The organism is Pseudomonas koreensis (genome assembly GCF_024169245.1).
GTDB classification, from domain to species: Bacteria; Pseudomonadota; Gammaproteobacteria; order Pseudomonadales; family Pseudomonadaceae; genus Aquipseudomonas; species Aquipseudomonas koreensis_F.
In genome coordinates, this window is sequence record NZ_JALJWP010000001.1 from 3,009,449 (window position 1) to 3,025,802 (window position 16,354).

Below are 16,354 nucleotides of genomic sequence, written 5' to 3' on the forward strand. Positions count from 1 at the left end.
TTTGCGCTTCCCGTGGCTGCCCGTCGTGGCGGCCGTTTTCTGTTTGTCGGCGCCCCTCGAATCCTTGCGAGCGGTGGTTTTGGGCTGTTTTTTATTGGGAAGCCGTAATGATTGGCATAAAAAGCATTGCGAGCTACGTTCCTGTAGCCGGCGTGGACAATTACGCACAAGGTGCAAAATTCGAGAAGGATGAAGAATTCATCCTTGGCAAGATCGGTTCGGCATTCCTGCCGCGCAAAGACGCTGAGCAGGAAACCTCCGATCTGTGCGTGGAAGCGGCCAATGCGCTGTTTGCCAGCAACCCTGAACTGAAACGTGAATCGATCGATGCCTTGATTGTCGTCACCCAGAACGGTGACGAAGAGGGCCTGCCGCACACTGCTGCCATCGTCCAGGACAAACTCGGCCTGCCGACCAATGTTGCAGCGTTCGACATTTCTTTGGGCTGCTCCGGTTACGTCTACGGCATCTACGCGATCAAGGGCTTCATGGAAGCCGCCGGCCTGAAGAACGGTCTGCTGATCACCGCTGACCCGTATTCGAAAATCGTTGACCCGGAAGACCGCAACACCACCATGCTTTTCGGCGATGCCGCCACCGCCACGTGGATGGGCGAAAACCCGACCTGGGCGCTGGGCAAGGCCAAGTTCGGCACCGACGGTTCCGGCGCTCCGCACCTGAAAGTCAGCAACGGCGTGTTCTTCATGAACGGTCGTCAGGTCTTCAATTTCGCCCTGCTGAAAGTCCCGGCGCACTTGCATGAACTGCTTGACGATTCGGGGCTGAAAGCCGATGACATCGACGCATTCTGCATTCACCAGGGCAGTGCGGCGATTGTCGACGCCGTGGCGCGACGCTTCGAAGGCGAGCCGGAGAAATTCATCAAGGACATGGTCGAGACCGGCAACACCGTGTCGTCGAGCATTCCGCTGTTGCTGGAAAAACATGTGCTCGATTCCGACTGGCAGCGTGTCGCGCTAAGCGGCTTTGGCGTCGGCCTGTCGTGGGGCTCGGCGATCATCTATCGTCCGTAGGTTCTAGGAAAAAGCACTGATACAAAAATAGCGTTCAAGGTTAACCTTGGACGCTATTTTTTTGCCCGAGAAGGAGCGCGAGGCGCCATGAGCGAGTTTTTCCAGGCCAATGCCGAGGTGCTGCAATTGCGCTGGCCGGCGCTGTTCGAGCGTCTGATGGCTGAAGACAGCGCAGCTGTGCAGGCTGAACTCGTGCAGGGGCTGGGTTCGACGTTGAGCGTTGACGGCATTCAGCTCACCAGTCGCCATAACCGGCTGCATGAGGCGCAGATTCAGGCGGCAAGCCTGCCGGAAAAACCGCAACTCCATGTTTATGGCACCGGCCTCGGCGACTTGCCCGGCGTGCTGCTCGAGCGTGCAGGGCTCGAGCGCCTCTACGTGCACATCCTCAATAGCGCGCTGTTCGCGCTGGTACTGCAACTGCTCGATCAGCGCCAGTGGCTGCAGGATCCCCGGGTCGAACTGTTTTACGCCGGTGATCACCCGGACTTCTTCACGCCATTCTTTGCCTTGCCGGCCGAGATGCTGCTGGCCGACGACTTCAATGCGAAGATCCGCGACCGCCTGATCAATGAAGTCCATCTGACGTTCAACAACCGCGATTTCGATCCGCAGTCGCCGGAGATTCAACAGCGCTTGCAGGAGTGTCTGCCAGTGTTGCTCGGCGATGCTGATGTGGCGCAGCTGTTCGGCACTTGCACCGGTCGGGACGTTTACGTGATCGCCACGGGGCCGACGCTGGAGCAGCATTTCGAACGTCTGGCAGCGATCCGTCAGTGCGCACAACGACCGCTGTTCATCTGTGTTGATACGGCCTACCGGCCATTGCGCGAGCACGGCATCGTGCCTGACGTCGTGGTGAGCATCGATCAGCGCATCGGTTTCCGGCATCTGCCCTTCGAGGCCTCCGACGGCATTACGCTGGTGTACCTGCCGATGAGCGACCCGCAGGTATTGAAGGCATGGAAGGGTAGGCGCTATGGCGGTTATTCGGCGAGCCCGATGTACGCCGAGTTGAAAGAACAGTATCCGCGCGGTGAGCTGCACGTCGGCGGCAGCGTGATTCATCCGGCGGTGGATCTCGCGGTAAAAATGGGCACGAGTCGAATCACACTGTTTGGCGCTGACTTCGCCTTCCCGATGAACAAGACCCACGCCGGTTGGGGCGATGGCGATCTGGGCCCGCCGGTGGCCCAGGCGCGGCACTGGGTGCGCGATGGTCACGGTCAGCGCGTCAGCACCCAGCTGAATTTTCGCGGTTATCTGTGCGTACTGGAGCGTTACATCGCCGCCAACCCACAGGTCGAGTTTCTCAACAGCAGCCGCGCCGGTGCGCTGATCGCCGGAACCGCTTTCAATCAGGAGTTCGTGCAATGAGTACGCTGAGTCAGAGTCTGGATCAGTGTCGTCAGTGCGCAGCTTTGTTTCGTCTGGGGCGTGACGTCGAGGCGGCGCTGACGATGGTCGATGTGTTCGAACAGGCCCAGCAAAGTCTGGCGTCTGCCTCATTGGAAATCCAGCAAGCGTGGGCACAGGTGCTCACGCAGATGCTCGATTGCCAGGAACGCCAGGACTGGTTGGGCCTGGCTGACTATATGGAATACGAGCTGGTTGAATTGCTCGAAGATGCCCGGCGCTGAAGCGCTCAATGGCGCTGGCCCGCGGCTCTGCGTTACAGGCGGTTTTATGACGTCATTTTTCCGCGCTGAATGTGCTGCTAAGTCTTTGTTTTCTCGGGGGTGGCGTGGTGATGGCAAAATTTTTTCAAAAAGCCCTCAAGCAACCTGCAAACCCGACGATAACTATTACGAAGGTTCTCTAGGCCATACCCGGCGGTTGCCAGGGCCGGAAGCCGCAGTACCCAACCAACGAGGAATTCGTCATGGCTTTAACAGTAAACACCAACACCACATCGTTGAACGTTCAGAAAAACCTGAACCGCGCTTCCGACGCTCTGTCCACTTCGATGCAGCGCCTGTCTTCCGGCCTGAAAATCAACAGCGCCAAAGACGACGCAGCTGGCCTGCAGATCTCCAACCGTATGTCTTCGCAGATCCGCGGTAACACCCAGGCCATCCAGAACGCCAACGACGGTATCTCCGTTGCCCAGACCGCTGAAGGCGCTCTGCAAGCTACTACCGACATCCTGCAGCGTATGCGTGAACTGGCTGTTAAAGCCCGTAACGGTACCAACGGCACTGCTGACCAGACCGCTACCAACGCTGAATTCGCTCAGATGTCCGACGAGATCACCCGTATCTCGGCTTCGACCAACCTGAACGGCAAAAACCTGCTGGACGGTTCGGCTGGTACTGTGACCCTGCAAGTTGGCGCAAACACCGGTTCGGCTAACCACATCGACCTGGTACTGAGCTCCAAGTTCGACGCCGTCAGCCTGTCGGTTGGCAGCGGCACTGTTGTACTGACTGGCGCCAGCCCTTCTGACGCTGCCGTCGCCATCGACAGCGCGATCACTGCAATCGACGCAGCTATCGCTAACATCGGTGCAACCCGCGCCAGCCTGGGTGCTTCGCAAAACCGTTTGACCAGCACCATCCAGAACCTGCAGAACATCACTGAAAACACTACCGCTGCTCAGGGTCGTGTACAGGACACCGACTTCGCCGCTGAAACTGCTAACCTGACCAAGCAGCAGACTCTGCAGCAAGCTTCGACCTCCGTACTGGCTCAAGCCAACCAACTGCCTTCCGCTGTACTGAAGCTGCTTCAGTAATTTCGGAATGAGTTTAAGCGGGGGAGTGCGCTTGTCGTGCTCTCTCGCTTTTTTACGTTAAGAGGTGATGGGCATGGACATGAGCGTAAAGCTTAACGTGTCTTATCCGGCTCCCAAGCCAGTGACACCGGTTGCTGACAAACCGTCAGAGCTGCCGAAAGTCCAAAAGACTGAAGCGCCGGTCGCTGCCAAGGATCAGGATTCAGACAGCGCCAAGTTGAAACTGGCGGTGCAAGAGATCGAAAAGTTCGTCCAGTCGATCAAGCGTAATCTGGAGTTCTCGATCGACGAGCATTCCGGCAAGGTCATCGTCAAGGTGATCGCGAGCGAGACGGGTGAAGTCGTTCGACAGATTCCTTCCGCCGAAGCCCTCAAACTGGCGGACAGCCTCGCCAATGCAAGTCATGTATTGTTCGACGCCAAAGTCTGATAAATGGCATGAATAGTGTTTGTTCGTTCTCAGGACGCGTGTAACGGTCAAAAGAATGGCAACAATCTGAAGGGAGATGCACATGGCAAGTCCAATTCTACCGGGTTCCGGACTGGGTTCCGGCCTGGACATCGGCGCGATCGTGACCGCGCTGGTCAACGCCGACAAGTCTGCCAAGCAGACGCAGATCGATACTGCGACCAAAACCAACAGCCTGAAGATCTCCGGTGTCGGTTCGCTGAAAAGTGCACTGGCTGCATATCAGAAAGCGATGGGCGATCTGAACAAAGCTTCGAGTCCGGCGTTTGCCGGTTTTACCGCAACGTCTGACACGCCATCGGTTGTCGGTGCTACCTCGGATAAAACCGCCGTACCGGGTACTTACAGCGTCGTCGTGAAAAACCTGGCCACCGGCTCGAAAGTTGCCAGTGCCGCCTTTGCCGGCGGGGCCGCCAGTGCCATTCCGAGTGGTACTCTGAAAATCAGTCAGAATGGCATTGATTACAATGTCGCGATTCCGGCCAATGCTACCTTGCAGTCCACGCGCGATGCGATCAACACCGCGCAGTCCAGCAATGGCATTTCCGCGAACATCGTGACTGACAGTACCGGCGCCTCGCGTCTGGTACTGAGCTCCAACAAGACGGGCGCCGGCATGGACCTGCAGGTCAGCGGTATCGCCGGTCTCGAGATCGATGGCACCCAGAAGATGGGTGACAGTCCTGCGGCAGGGGCATCCGGTGCGGTCGGTGATGTGGCCAAGGACGCTAGCCTGACCATCGACGGCCTGGCCGTTACCAGCAAGACCAATACCGTGACCGGTGCGATCAGCGGCATGACGCTTAACCTGACTGCTGCCAGTCCATTGGTCAATGGCGTCGCAACGCCAGCGACCGTTTCGGTTGCGACCAATACCGCCGGCATCCAGACATCGCTGCAATCGTTCATCGATTCCTATAACACCCTGAAGAAAACCATCGACACCTTGTCCAAGGCAACGCCGGATGCCGATGGCAATCTGACCGTTTCCGCAGCCTTCACCGGTGATGCTCTGCCGCGTTCGTTGATGGCCGATGTGCGCGCTCAATTGACCGATCCAGGGGCGGGCGGAGCGGGGCAATTGTCCGTGCTGTCGCAGATGGGCGTATTGACCGATAGCAAAACCGGTTTGCTGACGCTCGACACTGCAGTGTTCAACAAGCGTATGGAAACTCCCGGCATGGCTGGTCAGGTTCAACAACTGTTCAGCGGCACTGATGCCAAGAATGGTCTGTTGGCGCGTATGACTGCGGCGGTTGATCCGTACGTCAAGACCGGTGGACTGCTCGATCAGCGCAGCTCCAACCTGACGAATCTGACTTCGAGCCTGCAAAAGCAGCAGGCGGCGCTGGATCTGCGCGTTGCCAACCTGACGACGACATTGACCGCCAAGTACAACGCCATGGACTTGCTGGTCGGCCAGATGAAGGCAACGGCGAGCAACATCACCTCGTTCTTCAGCTCGCTGAACGCTCAGCAGTCGGCGAAGTAACAGTCAGGAACGACAAAAACCCGGCTACGCTTTATCGGCGTGCGCCGGGTTTTTGTCTTTTGATCTAAAGTTTTCCAACCGGTTGGCGATACACTGGTTATACGAGTCAACGTGGCAATGAGGTAGAACATGAACCCGATGTTAGCCCTTCGGCAGTACCAGAAAGTCGGCGCCCATGCGCAGACGTCCGAAGCGAGCCCGCACCGCCTGGTGCAAATGTTGATGGAAGGTGGCCTGGCCCGTATTGCTCAGGCCAAGGGCGCCATCGAGCGCAAGGACATCCCCGCCAAATGCACGGCGATCAGCAAAGCCATCGGCATCGTCAGTGGCTTGCGCGAAGGTCTCGATCTTGAAAACAATGCAGAAGCGCTGGCCGATCTGGATGGCCTGTACATCTACATGATGAAGCGCCTTGCCGAGGCGAATATCAGCAGCGATCCACGTGTCCTCGATGAGGTGGCCGGCTTGCTGACAACGGTCAAAGAAGGCTGGGACGCCATCGCGCCCGTGCCGGCTCCGCAATTCTGAAGGAGAGCACCATGAGTCTTGTATTGCAGCGAATTGCCGATACCCGCGAAGCGTTGGTCGGTGCATTGGCCGAGCGAAACTGGGAAGCCATTGGCGAGCTGGATCTGGCTTGCCGTTCCTGCATGGAAGACGTCATGGCGGAAGCTTCGCTGGACGAAGTAGCGTTGCGCGACAACCTCGAGGAGCTGCTATTCGTCTACAAGGAGCTTCTTGAGGTGGCGATGGGAGAGCGGCAGGCGATAGCCAACGAGATGTCGCAGATCACCCAAGCGCAAAAGGCTGCAAAGGTTTACCATCTGTTTGGTTGATTAACCGTCAGTTGAACCAGAGATGTGCGCCATAAATTTGACTGTGCACGGTTTTTTGACTTAACTAGTGGCTATTATCAGGTTTAGGGCGTCTACAGGCACATGGTGTCCTGCAAGCGTCTCGCTTGCCTTATTTTTCGGGCATTGAGTTGACTAGGGAAGTTGCTATTGCATGTGGCGTGAAACCAAAATTCTGCTGATCGATGACGATAGCGTCCGCCGCCGCGACCTGGCGGTGATTTTGAATTTTCTTGGCGAAGAAAATTTACCCTGCGGCAGCCATGACTGGCAGCAGGCTGTCGGCTCTTTGTCGTCTAGTCGTGAGGTCATTTGCGTACTGATCGGGACGGTTAATGCTCCTGGCGCGCTTTTGGGCTTGCTAAAGACACTCGCAACCTGGGATGAGTTCCTTCCGGTTTTGTTAATGGGCGATAATTCTTCCGTTGACCTGCCTGAAGACCAGCGTCGCCGCGTGTTGTCGACCCTGGAAATGCCGCCCAGCTACAGCAAATTGCTCGATTCGCTGCACCGCGCCCAGGTCTATCGCGAAATGTACGACCAGGCCCGCGAACGCGGCCGTCATCGCGAACCCAACCTTTTCCGCAGCCTTGTCGGTACCAGCCGTGCGATTCAGCACGTGCGTCAGATGATGCAGCAGGTGGCCGACACCGACGCCAGCGTGCTGATCCTCGGCGAGTCCGGCACCGGCAAGGAAGTGGTCGCGCGCAACCTGCACTACCACTCCAAGCGTCGCGACGCGCCGTTCGTGCCGGTCAACTGCGGGGCGATTCCGGCAGAGCTGCTGGAAAGCGAGCTGTTCGGCCACGAGAAGGGCGCCTTCACCGGTGCGATCACCAGCCGTGCCGGACGCTTTGAACTAGCCAACGGCGGCACGCTGTTCCTAGACGAAATCGGCGACATGCCCCTGCCGATGCAGGTCAAGCTGCTGCGCGTGCTGCAGGAACGTACATTCGAGCGCGTGGGCAGCAACAAGACCCAGAGCGTCGACGTGCGCATCATTGCCGCGACCCACAAGAATCTCGAAAGCATGATCGAGATCGGCTCGTTCCGCGAAGACCTCTACTATCGCCTGAACGTGTTCCCGATCGAGATGGCGCCGCTGCGCGAGCGCGTCGAAGATATCCCGCTGTTGATGAACGAACTGATCTCGCGCATGGAGCACGAGAAGCGCGGTTCGATCCGCTTCAACTCGGCGGCGATCATGTCGCTGTGCCGTCACGGCTGGCCGGGCAACGTCCGCGAGCTGGCCAACCTCGTCGAGCGCATGGCGATCATGCACCCGTATGGGGTGATCGGCGTGGTCGAGTTGCCGAAGAAATTCCGCTACGTTGACGATGAAGACGAGCAAATGGTCGACAGTCTGCGCAGCGATCTGGAAGAGCGCGTGGCGATCAACGGCCATACGCCGGATTTCAGCGCCAACGCACTCCTGCCGCCGGAAGGTCTCGATCTCAAGGACTACCTCGGTGGCCTGGAGCAGGGCCTGATTCAGCAGGCGCTGGACGATGCCAATGGCATTGTCGCCCGTGCCGCTGAGCGTCTGCGTATTCGTCGCACCACGCTGGTCGAGAAGATGCGCAAGTACGGTATGAGCCGGGCTGGAGGGGACGAACAGGCGGATGATTGACGCCTGTTTTTCAACTGCTTAATTTATAAGCGGTTTTTTTTAGGCACGGGTATTGCTATATCCCTCGCAACGTTCCGTTTCACTGACGGTCAGCCAAGCGAGAGAGCCCAATGCCCCAAGCCGCCCAGATCTCTTCTGCCTCCAATATCGTGGGGCAACCCTCGTCCGTAGAGCAGGCAAGTCGTCCGGGACTTGAGCAGGCCTTTCAGCTGTTCAACCAGATGTCGAGCCAGTTGACCGACTCCTACAGCCTGCTCGAAGCCCGGGTCACTGAGCTCAAGGGCGAGCTGGCGGTAGTCAGCGCCCAGCGCATGCAGGAGCTGGCGGAAAAAGAACGCCTGGCCAATCGTCTGCAAAACCTCCTCGACCTGTTGCCCGGCGGCGTGATCGTTATCGACAGCCACGGTCTGGTGCGCGAAGCCAACCCGGCCGCCATCGACCTGCTTGGCTCGCCACTCGAAGGCGAGCTCTGGCGCCATGTGATCGCACGCTGCTTCGCTCCGCGTGAAGACGACGGTCATGAAATCTCTCTTAAAAACGGTCGACGCCTGTCGATCTCCACCCGCTCGCTGGACGCCGAGCCGGGGCAGTTGGTGCTGCTCAATGACTTGACGGAAACCCGTCATCTGCAAGATCAACTGGCACGGCACGAGCGGTTGTCTTCGCTGGGGCGCATGGTTGCGTCCCTGGCGCATCAGATTCGCACGCCGCTGTCCGCCGCTTTGCTTTACGCCAGTCATCTGACTGAGCAGCAATTGCCGGTGGAAACCCAGCAGCGTTTTGCCGGCCGCCTGAAAGAGCGTCTGCACGAACTCGAACATCAAGTGCGCGACATGCTGGTGTTCGCCCGTGGTGAATTGCCCCTGACCGATCGCCTGACCCCCGATGCCTTGATGCAATCGCTGCAGGCCGCGGCGCTGACCCACGTGCAGGATCTGCCGATTCGCTGGCAGTGTGACAGCCATGTCGGTGAGCTGCTGTGCAACCGCGATACGCTGGTCGGCGCATTGCTGAATCTGATTGAAAATGCCATCCAGGCCAGCGCCGGCGAAGCGCGGCTGAAAGTGCATTGCTACACCAGAGGCAACACCCTGCGCGTGTGTGTCAGCGACAGCGGCAGCGGCATTGAGCCGACAGTTTTGGCGCGCCTCGGCGAGCCTTTTTTTACTACCAAAGTCACCGGGACCGGTCTTGGCCTGACCGTGGTCAAAGCGGTGGCGCGTGCCCATCAGGGAGAATTGACCCTGCGTTCGCGGGTCGGGCGCGGTACCTGCGTGCAGGTCAGCCTGCCGCTGTTTTCCGCTGCACAGGGAGTTGAATGATCGTCATGGGCATCAGGGTGTTGCTGGTCGAGGATGACCGTTCGTTGCGCGAAGCGCTGGCCGATACGCTGTTGCTCGCCGGCCACGATTATCACGCCGTCGGCAGCGCCGAAGAAGCGCTGACGGCCGTTGCGCAGCAAGCCTTCAGTCTGGTGGTCAGCGACGTCAACATGCCGGGCATGGACGGTCATCAATTGCTTGCCCTGCTGCGCGCGCGCCAACCGCAATTGCCGGTGCTGCTGATGACCGCCCACGGCGCGGTCGAGCGTGCGGTCGATGCGATGCGTCAAGGCGCGGCGGATTACCTGGTCAAACCGTTTGAGCCCAAGGCATTGCTTGATCTGGTGGCCCGGCATGCGCTGGGCAGCCTTGACGCTGGCGAAGCGGATGGCCCCGTCGCGGTCGAGCCGGCCAGTGCGCAGCTTCTTGAACTGGCCGCGCGGGTCGCGCGCAGTGATTCTACTGTCCTGATCTCCGGCGAGTCCGGCACCGGTAAAGAAGTATTGGCGCGCTACATTCACCAGCAATCGCGGCGGGCCAGTCAGCCATTTATCGCAATCAACTGTGCGGCGATTCCCGACAACATGCTCGAAGCGACGCTGTTCGGTCATGAGAAGGGTTCGTTCACCGGCGCTATCGCCTCGCAGGCCGGCAAGTTCGAGCAAGCGGACGGTGGCACCATTCTGCTCGATGAAATTTCCGAAATGCCGCTGGGTCTGCAAGCCAAACTGCTGCGGGTGCTGCAGGAGCGCGAAGTCGAGCGCGTGGGCGCACGCAAGCCGATCAGTCTGGATATCCGCGTGGTTGCGACCACGAACCGCGATCTGGCCGGTGAAGTGGCGGCGGGGCGCTTTCGTGAAGATCTGTTTTACCGCTTGTCGGTTTTCCCCTTGGCCTGGCGTCCACTTCGCGAGCGCACTGCCGATATCCTGCCGCTGGCGCAAAAGTTGTTGGCCAAACACGTCAATAAAATGAAGCACGCTGCGGCGAAGCTGTCCCCCGAAGCACAAGCCTGTCTGACCGAGTACCCGTGGCCGGGCAACGTGCGGGAGCTGGACAACGCCATTCAGCGCGCGCTGATTCTGCAGCAGGGCGGCTTGATCCAGCCGCAGGATTTCTGCCTGACCGGTGCGGTGACATTTGCGCCGTTGCCGGTGTCGGCACCGGTGATCCGCGAGGTAGAAATTGAGGCGGATTCCACTGGAGCACTGGGCGACGACCTGCGCCGCCGGGAGTTTCAGATGATCATCGACACCCTGCGCGCCGAGCGTGGCCGCCGCAAGGAAGCTGCCGAAAAGCTCGGCATCAGCCCCCGCACCCTGCGCTACAAACTGGCGCAAATGCGCGACGCCGGGATGGACGTCGAAGGCTATCTGTTCGCCACCTGACGGATGCTGCAAAACATTCCAGATGCTTTTCTCAGAAGGGTGCCCAGGAGCTGGCACCCTTGTTGCTAATACCTGTGTACCCGCCGAGTGAGTGTCAAAAAATTGCGGGCCGCCCAAGAGAGTAGACCATGAGCCAAGGTATTGAATTTAATCGGTTGATGATGGACATGCAGGCCATGAAAGTGGATGCCATGTCTGCGCGTAAATCGACTGCCGCTGTCCCTGAAATTGCCGGCAGCAGCTTTTCCGACATGCTCGGTCAGGCGATCAATAAAGTCAGCGATACCCAGCAGGCGTCGACTCAACTGGCCAACGCTTTCGAGATCGGCAAGAGCGGTGTCGACCTGACCGACGTGATGATCGCATCGCAAAAAGCCAGCGTGTCGTTCCAGGCTCTGACCCAGGTGCGCAACAAGCTGGTCCAGGCATACCAAGACATCATGCAGATGCCGGTTTAAGGGCGAAATAAGTCATGGCAGAAGCAGTCGCTGATAACGTTCCGGCCAAGGCCACCCCGATCGACGGCAAACCGCCGCTGTTCGGCCTGTCCTTTCTGGAAAACCTTTCCCAGATGACCGTGCTGCGTCAGGTCGGCCTGTTGGTCGGTCTGGCTGCGAGCGTGGCGATTGGCTTTGCCGTGGTGCTGTGGTCGCAGCAGCCGGATTACCGTCCACTGTACGGCAGCCTTGCCGGCCTTGACGCCAAGCAGGTCATGGAAACCCTGGCCGCCGCTGACATCCCTTACAACGTAGAACCCAATTCCGGGGCCTTGCTGGTCAAGGCCGACGACCTGTCCCGTGCGCGGATGAAACTCGCCGCCGCTGGTGTCACTCCCAGCGACGGCAATATCGGTTTCGAAATTCTCGACAAAGAACAGGGTCTGGGCACCAGCCAGTTCATGGAAGCGACCCGTTATCGTCGCGGCCTCGAAGGCGAACTGGCGCGGACCATCTCCAGCCTGAACAACGTCAAGGGTGCCCGCGTGCACCTGGCCATTCCGAAGAGTTCGGTGTTCGTCCGTGACGAGCGCAAGCCGAGCGCTTCGGTACTGGTCGAGCTGTACAGCGGGCGTTCGCTGGAGCCGGGTCAAGTGGTAGCGATCATCAACCTGGTCGCGACGTCCGTACCCGAGTTGAGCAAATCGCAGATCACCGTCGTCGATCAGAAGGGCAATCTGCTCTCCGATCAGGCGGAGAACTCGGAAATGACCATGGCCGGCAAGCAGTTCGATTACAGCCGTCGCATGGAAAGCATGCTCACCCAGCGCGTGCACAACATTCTGCAACCGGTACTGGGCAATGATCGCTACAAGGCTGAAGTCTCCGCCGACGTCGATTTCAGTGCCGTCGAATCGACAGCCGAGCAGTTCAACCCGGACCAACCGGCGTTGCGCAGTGAGCAGTCGGTCAACGAACAACGCACCGCCAGCAATGGCCCGCAAGGTGTGCCGGGTGCCCTGAGCAACCAGCCACCGTCGCCAGCCTCGGCGCCGCAGACCACCGGTGGCACCGCCGCACCGGCCGGCATGATCCAGCCGGGTCAGCCACTGGTTGACGCCAACGGTCAGCAGATCATGGACCCGGCCACCGGCCAGCCGATGCTCGCGCCGTACCCGGCCGACAAGCGTCTACAATCGACGAAGAACTTCGAGCTCGACCGTTCGATCAGCCACACCAAACAGCAGCAGGGCCGTCTCAATCGCCTGTCGGTGTCGGTGGTGGTCGATGATCAAGTCAAGATCAACCCGGCCAACGGTGAAACCAGCCGCGCGCCGTGGAGCGCCGACGAATTGGCGCGCTTCACCCGTCTGGTGCAGGACGCCGTCGGTTTCGACGCCAGCCGTGGTGACAGCGTCAGCGTGATCAACATGCCGTTCTCCGCCGAGCGCGGTGAAGTGATTGCCGATATTCCGTTCTACTCCCAGCCATGGTTCTGGGACATCGTCAAACAAGTGCTGGGTGTGCTGTTCATCCTCGTGCTGGTGTTTGGTGTGCTGCGTCCGGTGCTCAACAACATCACCGGCGGTGGCAAAGGCAAGGAGCTGGCCGGTCTGGGCAGCGACGTGGAACTCGGTGGCATGGGCGGCCTGGACGGCGACCTGGCCAACGACCGCGTGAGCCTCGGTGGTCCGCAGAGCATTCTGTTGCCGAGCCCGAGCGAGGGTTATGACGCGCAGCTGAATGCAATCAAGAGTCTGGTAGCTGAAGACCCGGGTCGCGTGGCTCAGGTCGTAAAAGAGTGGATTAACGCAGATGAGTGATAACCGAGCCGCCGCCGTCAAACTGACCAAGGTCGACAAAGCCGCGATTCTGCTGCTGTCCCTGGGTTCGACCGATGCTGCGCAAGTGCTGCGCCACATGGGCCCCAAAGAGGTTCAGCGCGTCGGCGTGGCCATGGCGCAGATGGGCAACGTCCATCGCGAACAGGTCGAGCAGGTGATGAGCGAGTTCGTCGACATCGTCGGCGATCAGACCAGCCTCGGCGTCGGTTCCGACGACTACGTGCGCAAGATGCTCACTCAGGCCCTGGGCGAAGACAAGGCCAACGGCCTGATCGACCGCATCCTGCTCGGTGGCAACACCAGCGGCCTCGACAGCCTGAAATGGATGGAACCGCGCGCCGTCGCCGACGTCATCCGTTACGAACACCCGCAGATCCAGGCAATCGTGGTTGCGTACCTCGACCCGGATCAGGCCGGTGAAGTGCTCGGCAACTTCGACCACAAGGTGCGTCTGGACATCATCCTGCGCGTTTCGTCGTTGAACACCGTGCAGCCGGCAGCCTTGAAAGAACTCAACCAGATTCTCGAGAAACAGTTCTCCGGCAACTCGAACGCCTCGCGCACCACCTTGGGTGGCATCAAGCGTGCGGCCGACATCATGAACTTCCTCGACAGTTCGATCGAAGGCCAGCTCATGGACTCGATCCGCGAAGTCGACGAAGACCTGTCCGGTCAGATCGAAGACCTGATGTTCGTCTTCAACAACCTCGCCGACGTCGACGACCGCGGCATTCAGGCGCTGTTGCGCGAAGTCTCTTCCGATGTGCTGGTGCTGGCCCTCAAGGGCTCGGACGAAGGCGTCAAGGAAAAGATCTTCAAGAACATGTCCAAGCGTGCTGCCGAACTGTTGCGCGACGACCTCGAGGCCAAAGGCCCGGTGCGCGTCAGCGATGTCGAAACCGCGCAGAAGGAAATCCTCACCATCGCCCGTCGTATGGCCGAAGCCGGCGAGATCGTGCTCGGTGGCAAGGGCGGCGAGGAAATGATCTAAGCCCATGGATAAGCCTGACGAGTCTGTGACGGATCTGATCCGCGCCCGCGATGTTCGCGGCTTCGAATCCTGGGCGCTGCCCAGCTTCGATCCGCCGAAACCGGAACCCGAGCCTGAGCCGGAACCCGAACCGCCGGAAATGGAAGAAGTGCCGCTGGAAGAAGTCCAGCCACTGACTCTGGAAGAACTCGAAAGCATCCGTCAGGAGGCTTACAACGAGGGCTTCGCCATTGGTGAAAAAGAAGGTTTTCACAGCACCACGCTGAAGGTGCGTCAGGAAGCCGAAACAGCGCTCGCGGCGAAAATCGCCAGCCTTGAAATGCTGATGGCCAACCTGTTCGAACCGATCGCCGAGCAAGACACACAGATTGAAAAGTCACTGGTCGACCTCGTGCAGCACATCACCAAGCAGGTGATCAAGCGCGAACTGGCCATCGATTCGACGCAGATCGAACACGTCATGCGCGATGCCCTCAAGCTGTTGCCGCTGGGCGTGGAAAACGTGCGCCTGTACGTCAATCCGCAGGATTTCGCCCAGGTCAAAGCCCTGCGCGAGCGCCACGAAGAAAGCTGGCGCATCGTCGAAGACGAGTCGCTGTTGCCGGGCGGCTGCCGGGTTGAAACCGAGCACAGCCGCATCGACGCCAGCGTTGAATCGCGGGTGACCCAGGTCATGGCCAAGCTGTTCGACCAGTTGCACGAACAAGCGCTGCACCCGGCAACGCCTGACCTGAGCCTGGAAATTCCTCAAGACACCCCAGCGGCTGTCGACTCTGACGAGCCGCGCGCGGACGCCAGCGATGCGCCTTGAACGCACCAGCTTCGCCAAGCGCCTGAGCACCTACGCCGAGGCCACCGAGATCGCCGGCGCGCCGATCCTTGAAGGTCGGCTGCTGCGCATGGTCGGCCTGACCCTCGAAGCCGAAGGCCTGCGCGCCGCCATGGGCACCCGCTGCATGGTGATCAACGACGACAGCTACCACCCGTCCCAGGTGGAAGCGGAAGTCATGGGTTTTTCCGGCAGCAAAGTCTTTCTCATGCCGGTGGGCAGCGTCGCCGGCATCGCCCCGGGCGCCCGCGTCGTGCCGCTGGCCGATACCGGTCGTCTGCCAATGGGCATGAGCATGCTTGGTCGTGTCCTCGACGGCGCCGGACGCGCGCTGGACGGCAAGGGCGGCATGAAAGCCGAAGACTGGGTGCCGATGGACGGCCCGACGATCAACCCGCTCAACCGTGACCCGATCAGCGTGCCGCTGGACGTCGGCATCCGTTGCATCAACGGTTTGCTGACCGTCGGCCGTGGCCAGCGTCTGGGTCTGTTCGCCGGTACCGGTGTCGGTAAATCGGTGCTGCTGGGCATGATGACCCGCTTCACCGAGGCCGACATCATCGTCGTCGGCCTGATTGGTGAGCGTGGTCGCGAAGTTAAGGAATTCATCGAGCACATCCTCGGTGAAGAAGGCCTCAAGCGTTCGGTGGTAGTCGCCTCGCCAGCGGACGACGCACCGCTGATGCGTATGCGTGCGGCGATGTATTGCACGCGCATCGCCGAGTATTTCCGCGACAAGGGCAAGAACGTGCTGCTGCTGATGGATTCGCTGACCCGTTTCGCCCAGGCCCAGCGGGAAATCGCTCTGGCCATCGGCGAACCGCCGGCGACCAAAGGATATCCGCCCTCGGTGTTCGCCAAACTGCCGAAACTGGTGGAGCGCGCCGGTAACGCGGAGAAGGGCGGCGGTTCGATCACGGCGTTCTACACCGTGCTGTCCGAAGGCGATGACCAGCAGGATCCGATTGCCGACTCGGCGCGGGGCGTGCTCGACGGCCACATCGTGCTGTCGCGACGCCTGGCTGAGGAGGGGCACTATCCGGCGATCGATATCGAGGCCTCGATCAGCCGGGTCATGCCGGCGGTGGTTTCGCCGGATCACATGCAGCGTGCGCAGTACTTCAAGCAGTTGTGGTCGCGCTATCAGCAGAGTCGCGATCTGATCAGCGTCGGCGCTTATGTTGCCGGTGGCGATCGCGAGACCGATCTGGCGATTTCCCTGCAGCCGCAATTGGTCAGGTATCAGCGCCAGGGCCTCAACGACAAAATCACCATGGGTGAAAGCCAGGCCTACCTGGAAACCCTGTTCGCCCCCGCGGCGGGCGGGTAA

Annotated in this window: 16 protein-coding genes; all 16 read left to right on the forward strand. The window is 59.9% G+C overall.

Going from position 1 to position 16,354, the window contains the following annotated elements; genetic code table 11:
* Window positions 1-107 precede the first annotated feature (107 nt).
* The 16 genes from J2Y90_RS13500 to fliI all read left to right on the forward strand — a co-directional run bounded on the left by J2Y90_RS13500 (window position 108) and on the right by fliI (window position 16,354).
* A complete protein-coding gene (locus tag J2Y90_RS13500; protein WP_042607522.1) occupies window positions 108-1,034 on the forward strand; it encodes a ketoacyl-ACP synthase III in 927 nt (308 codons plus the stop codon).
* A gap of 87 nt (window positions 1,035-1,121) precedes the next feature.
* Window positions 1,122-2,411, forward strand: coding sequence for a motility associated factor glycosyltransferase family protein (locus tag J2Y90_RS13505; protein ID WP_253500376.1), 1,290 nt, complete (start codon window positions 1,122-1,124; stop codon window positions 2,409-2,411).
* On the forward strand, window positions 2,408-2,674 hold the full coding sequence (locus tag J2Y90_RS13510; protein ID WP_253500378.1) for a hypothetical protein: 267 nt from the start codon (window positions 2,408-2,410) through the stop codon (window positions 2,672-2,674). Before J2Y90_RS13505 ends, J2Y90_RS13510 begins: the two co-directional genes overlap by 4 nt.
* A gap of 242 nt (window positions 2,675-2,916) precedes the next feature.
* Entirely contained in the window at window positions 2,917-3,768 is an 852-nt protein-coding gene (locus tag J2Y90_RS13515; protein WP_073472782.1) for a flagellin domain-containing protein, read from the forward strand.
* A 73-nt stretch (window positions 3,769-3,841) separates the two neighbouring features.
* The gene (locus J2Y90_RS13520) at window positions 3,842-4,198 is read left to right on the forward strand and encodes a flagellar protein FlaG (RefSeq protein WP_253500381.1); all 357 of its coding nucleotides are present in this window, start codon (window positions 3,842-3,844) and stop codon (window positions 4,196-4,198) included.
* An 82-nt stretch (window positions 4,199-4,280) separates the two neighbouring features.
* Window positions 4,281-5,729, forward strand: coding sequence for a flagellar filament capping protein FliD (gene fliD / locus J2Y90_RS13525; RefSeq protein ID WP_253500383.1), 1,449 nt, complete (start codon window positions 4,281-4,283; stop codon window positions 5,727-5,729).
* Window positions 5,730-5,858: 129 nt separating this feature from the next.
* Window positions 5,859-6,257 (forward strand): flagellar export chaperone FliS, encoded by a 399-nt coding sequence (gene fliS / locus J2Y90_RS13530; protein ID WP_024012101.1) that lies wholly within the window; start codon window positions 5,859-5,861, stop codon window positions 6,255-6,257.
* A gap of 11 nt (window positions 6,258-6,268) precedes the next feature.
* Window positions 6,269-6,565 (forward strand): hypothetical protein, encoded by a 297-nt coding sequence (locus J2Y90_RS13535; protein ID WP_016771085.1) that lies wholly within the window; start codon window positions 6,269-6,271, stop codon window positions 6,563-6,565.
* A 172-nt stretch (window positions 6,566-6,737) separates the two neighbouring features.
* Window positions 6,738-8,213, forward strand: coding sequence for a sigma-54 dependent transcriptional regulator (locus J2Y90_RS13540; RefSeq protein WP_041479014.1), 1,476 nt, complete (start codon window positions 6,738-6,740; stop codon window positions 8,211-8,213).
* 110 nt (window positions 8,214-8,323) lie between these two features.
* A complete protein-coding gene (locus tag J2Y90_RS13545) occupies window positions 8,324-9,535 on the forward strand; it encodes a sensor histidine kinase (protein ID WP_253500386.1) in 1,212 nt (403 codons plus the stop codon).
* Between the two features lie 5 nt (window positions 9,536-9,540).
* On the forward strand, window positions 9,541-10,923 hold the full coding sequence (locus J2Y90_RS13550; protein WP_253505163.1) for a sigma-54-dependent transcriptional regulator: 1,383 nt from the start codon (window positions 9,541-9,543) through the stop codon (window positions 10,921-10,923).
* A 128-nt stretch (window positions 10,924-11,051) separates the two neighbouring features.
* Entirely contained in the window at window positions 11,052-11,381 is a 330-nt protein-coding gene (gene fliE / locus J2Y90_RS13555) for a flagellar hook-basal body complex protein FliE (RefSeq protein WP_016771081.1), read from the forward strand.
* Between the two features lie 14 nt (window positions 11,382-11,395).
* Window positions 11,396-13,183 carry a flagellar basal-body MS-ring/collar protein FliF gene (gene fliF, locus J2Y90_RS13560; protein WP_253500389.1) on the forward strand — a complete coding sequence of 596 codons (1,788 nt, stop codon included), beginning with the start codon at window positions 11,396-11,398 and terminating at the stop codon, window positions 13,181-13,183.
* Window positions 13,176-14,195 (forward strand): flagellar motor switch protein FliG, encoded by a 1,020-nt coding sequence (gene fliG / locus J2Y90_RS13565; protein WP_039761172.1) that lies wholly within the window; start codon window positions 13,176-13,178, stop codon window positions 14,193-14,195. The genes fliF and fliG overlap by 8 nt, the downstream gene beginning before the upstream one ends.
* A gap of 4 nt (window positions 14,196-14,199) precedes the next feature.
* Window positions 14,200-15,006 (forward strand): flagellar assembly protein FliH, encoded by an 807-nt coding sequence (gene fliH / locus J2Y90_RS13570; protein ID WP_253500393.1) that lies wholly within the window; start codon window positions 14,200-14,202, stop codon window positions 15,004-15,006.
* The gene (fliI, locus tag J2Y90_RS13575; RefSeq protein WP_039761176.1) at window positions 14,996-16,354 is read left to right on the forward strand and encodes a flagellar protein export ATPase FliI; all 1,359 of its coding nucleotides are present in this window, start codon (window positions 14,996-14,998) and stop codon (window positions 16,352-16,354) included. Before fliH ends, fliI begins: the two co-directional genes overlap by 11 nt.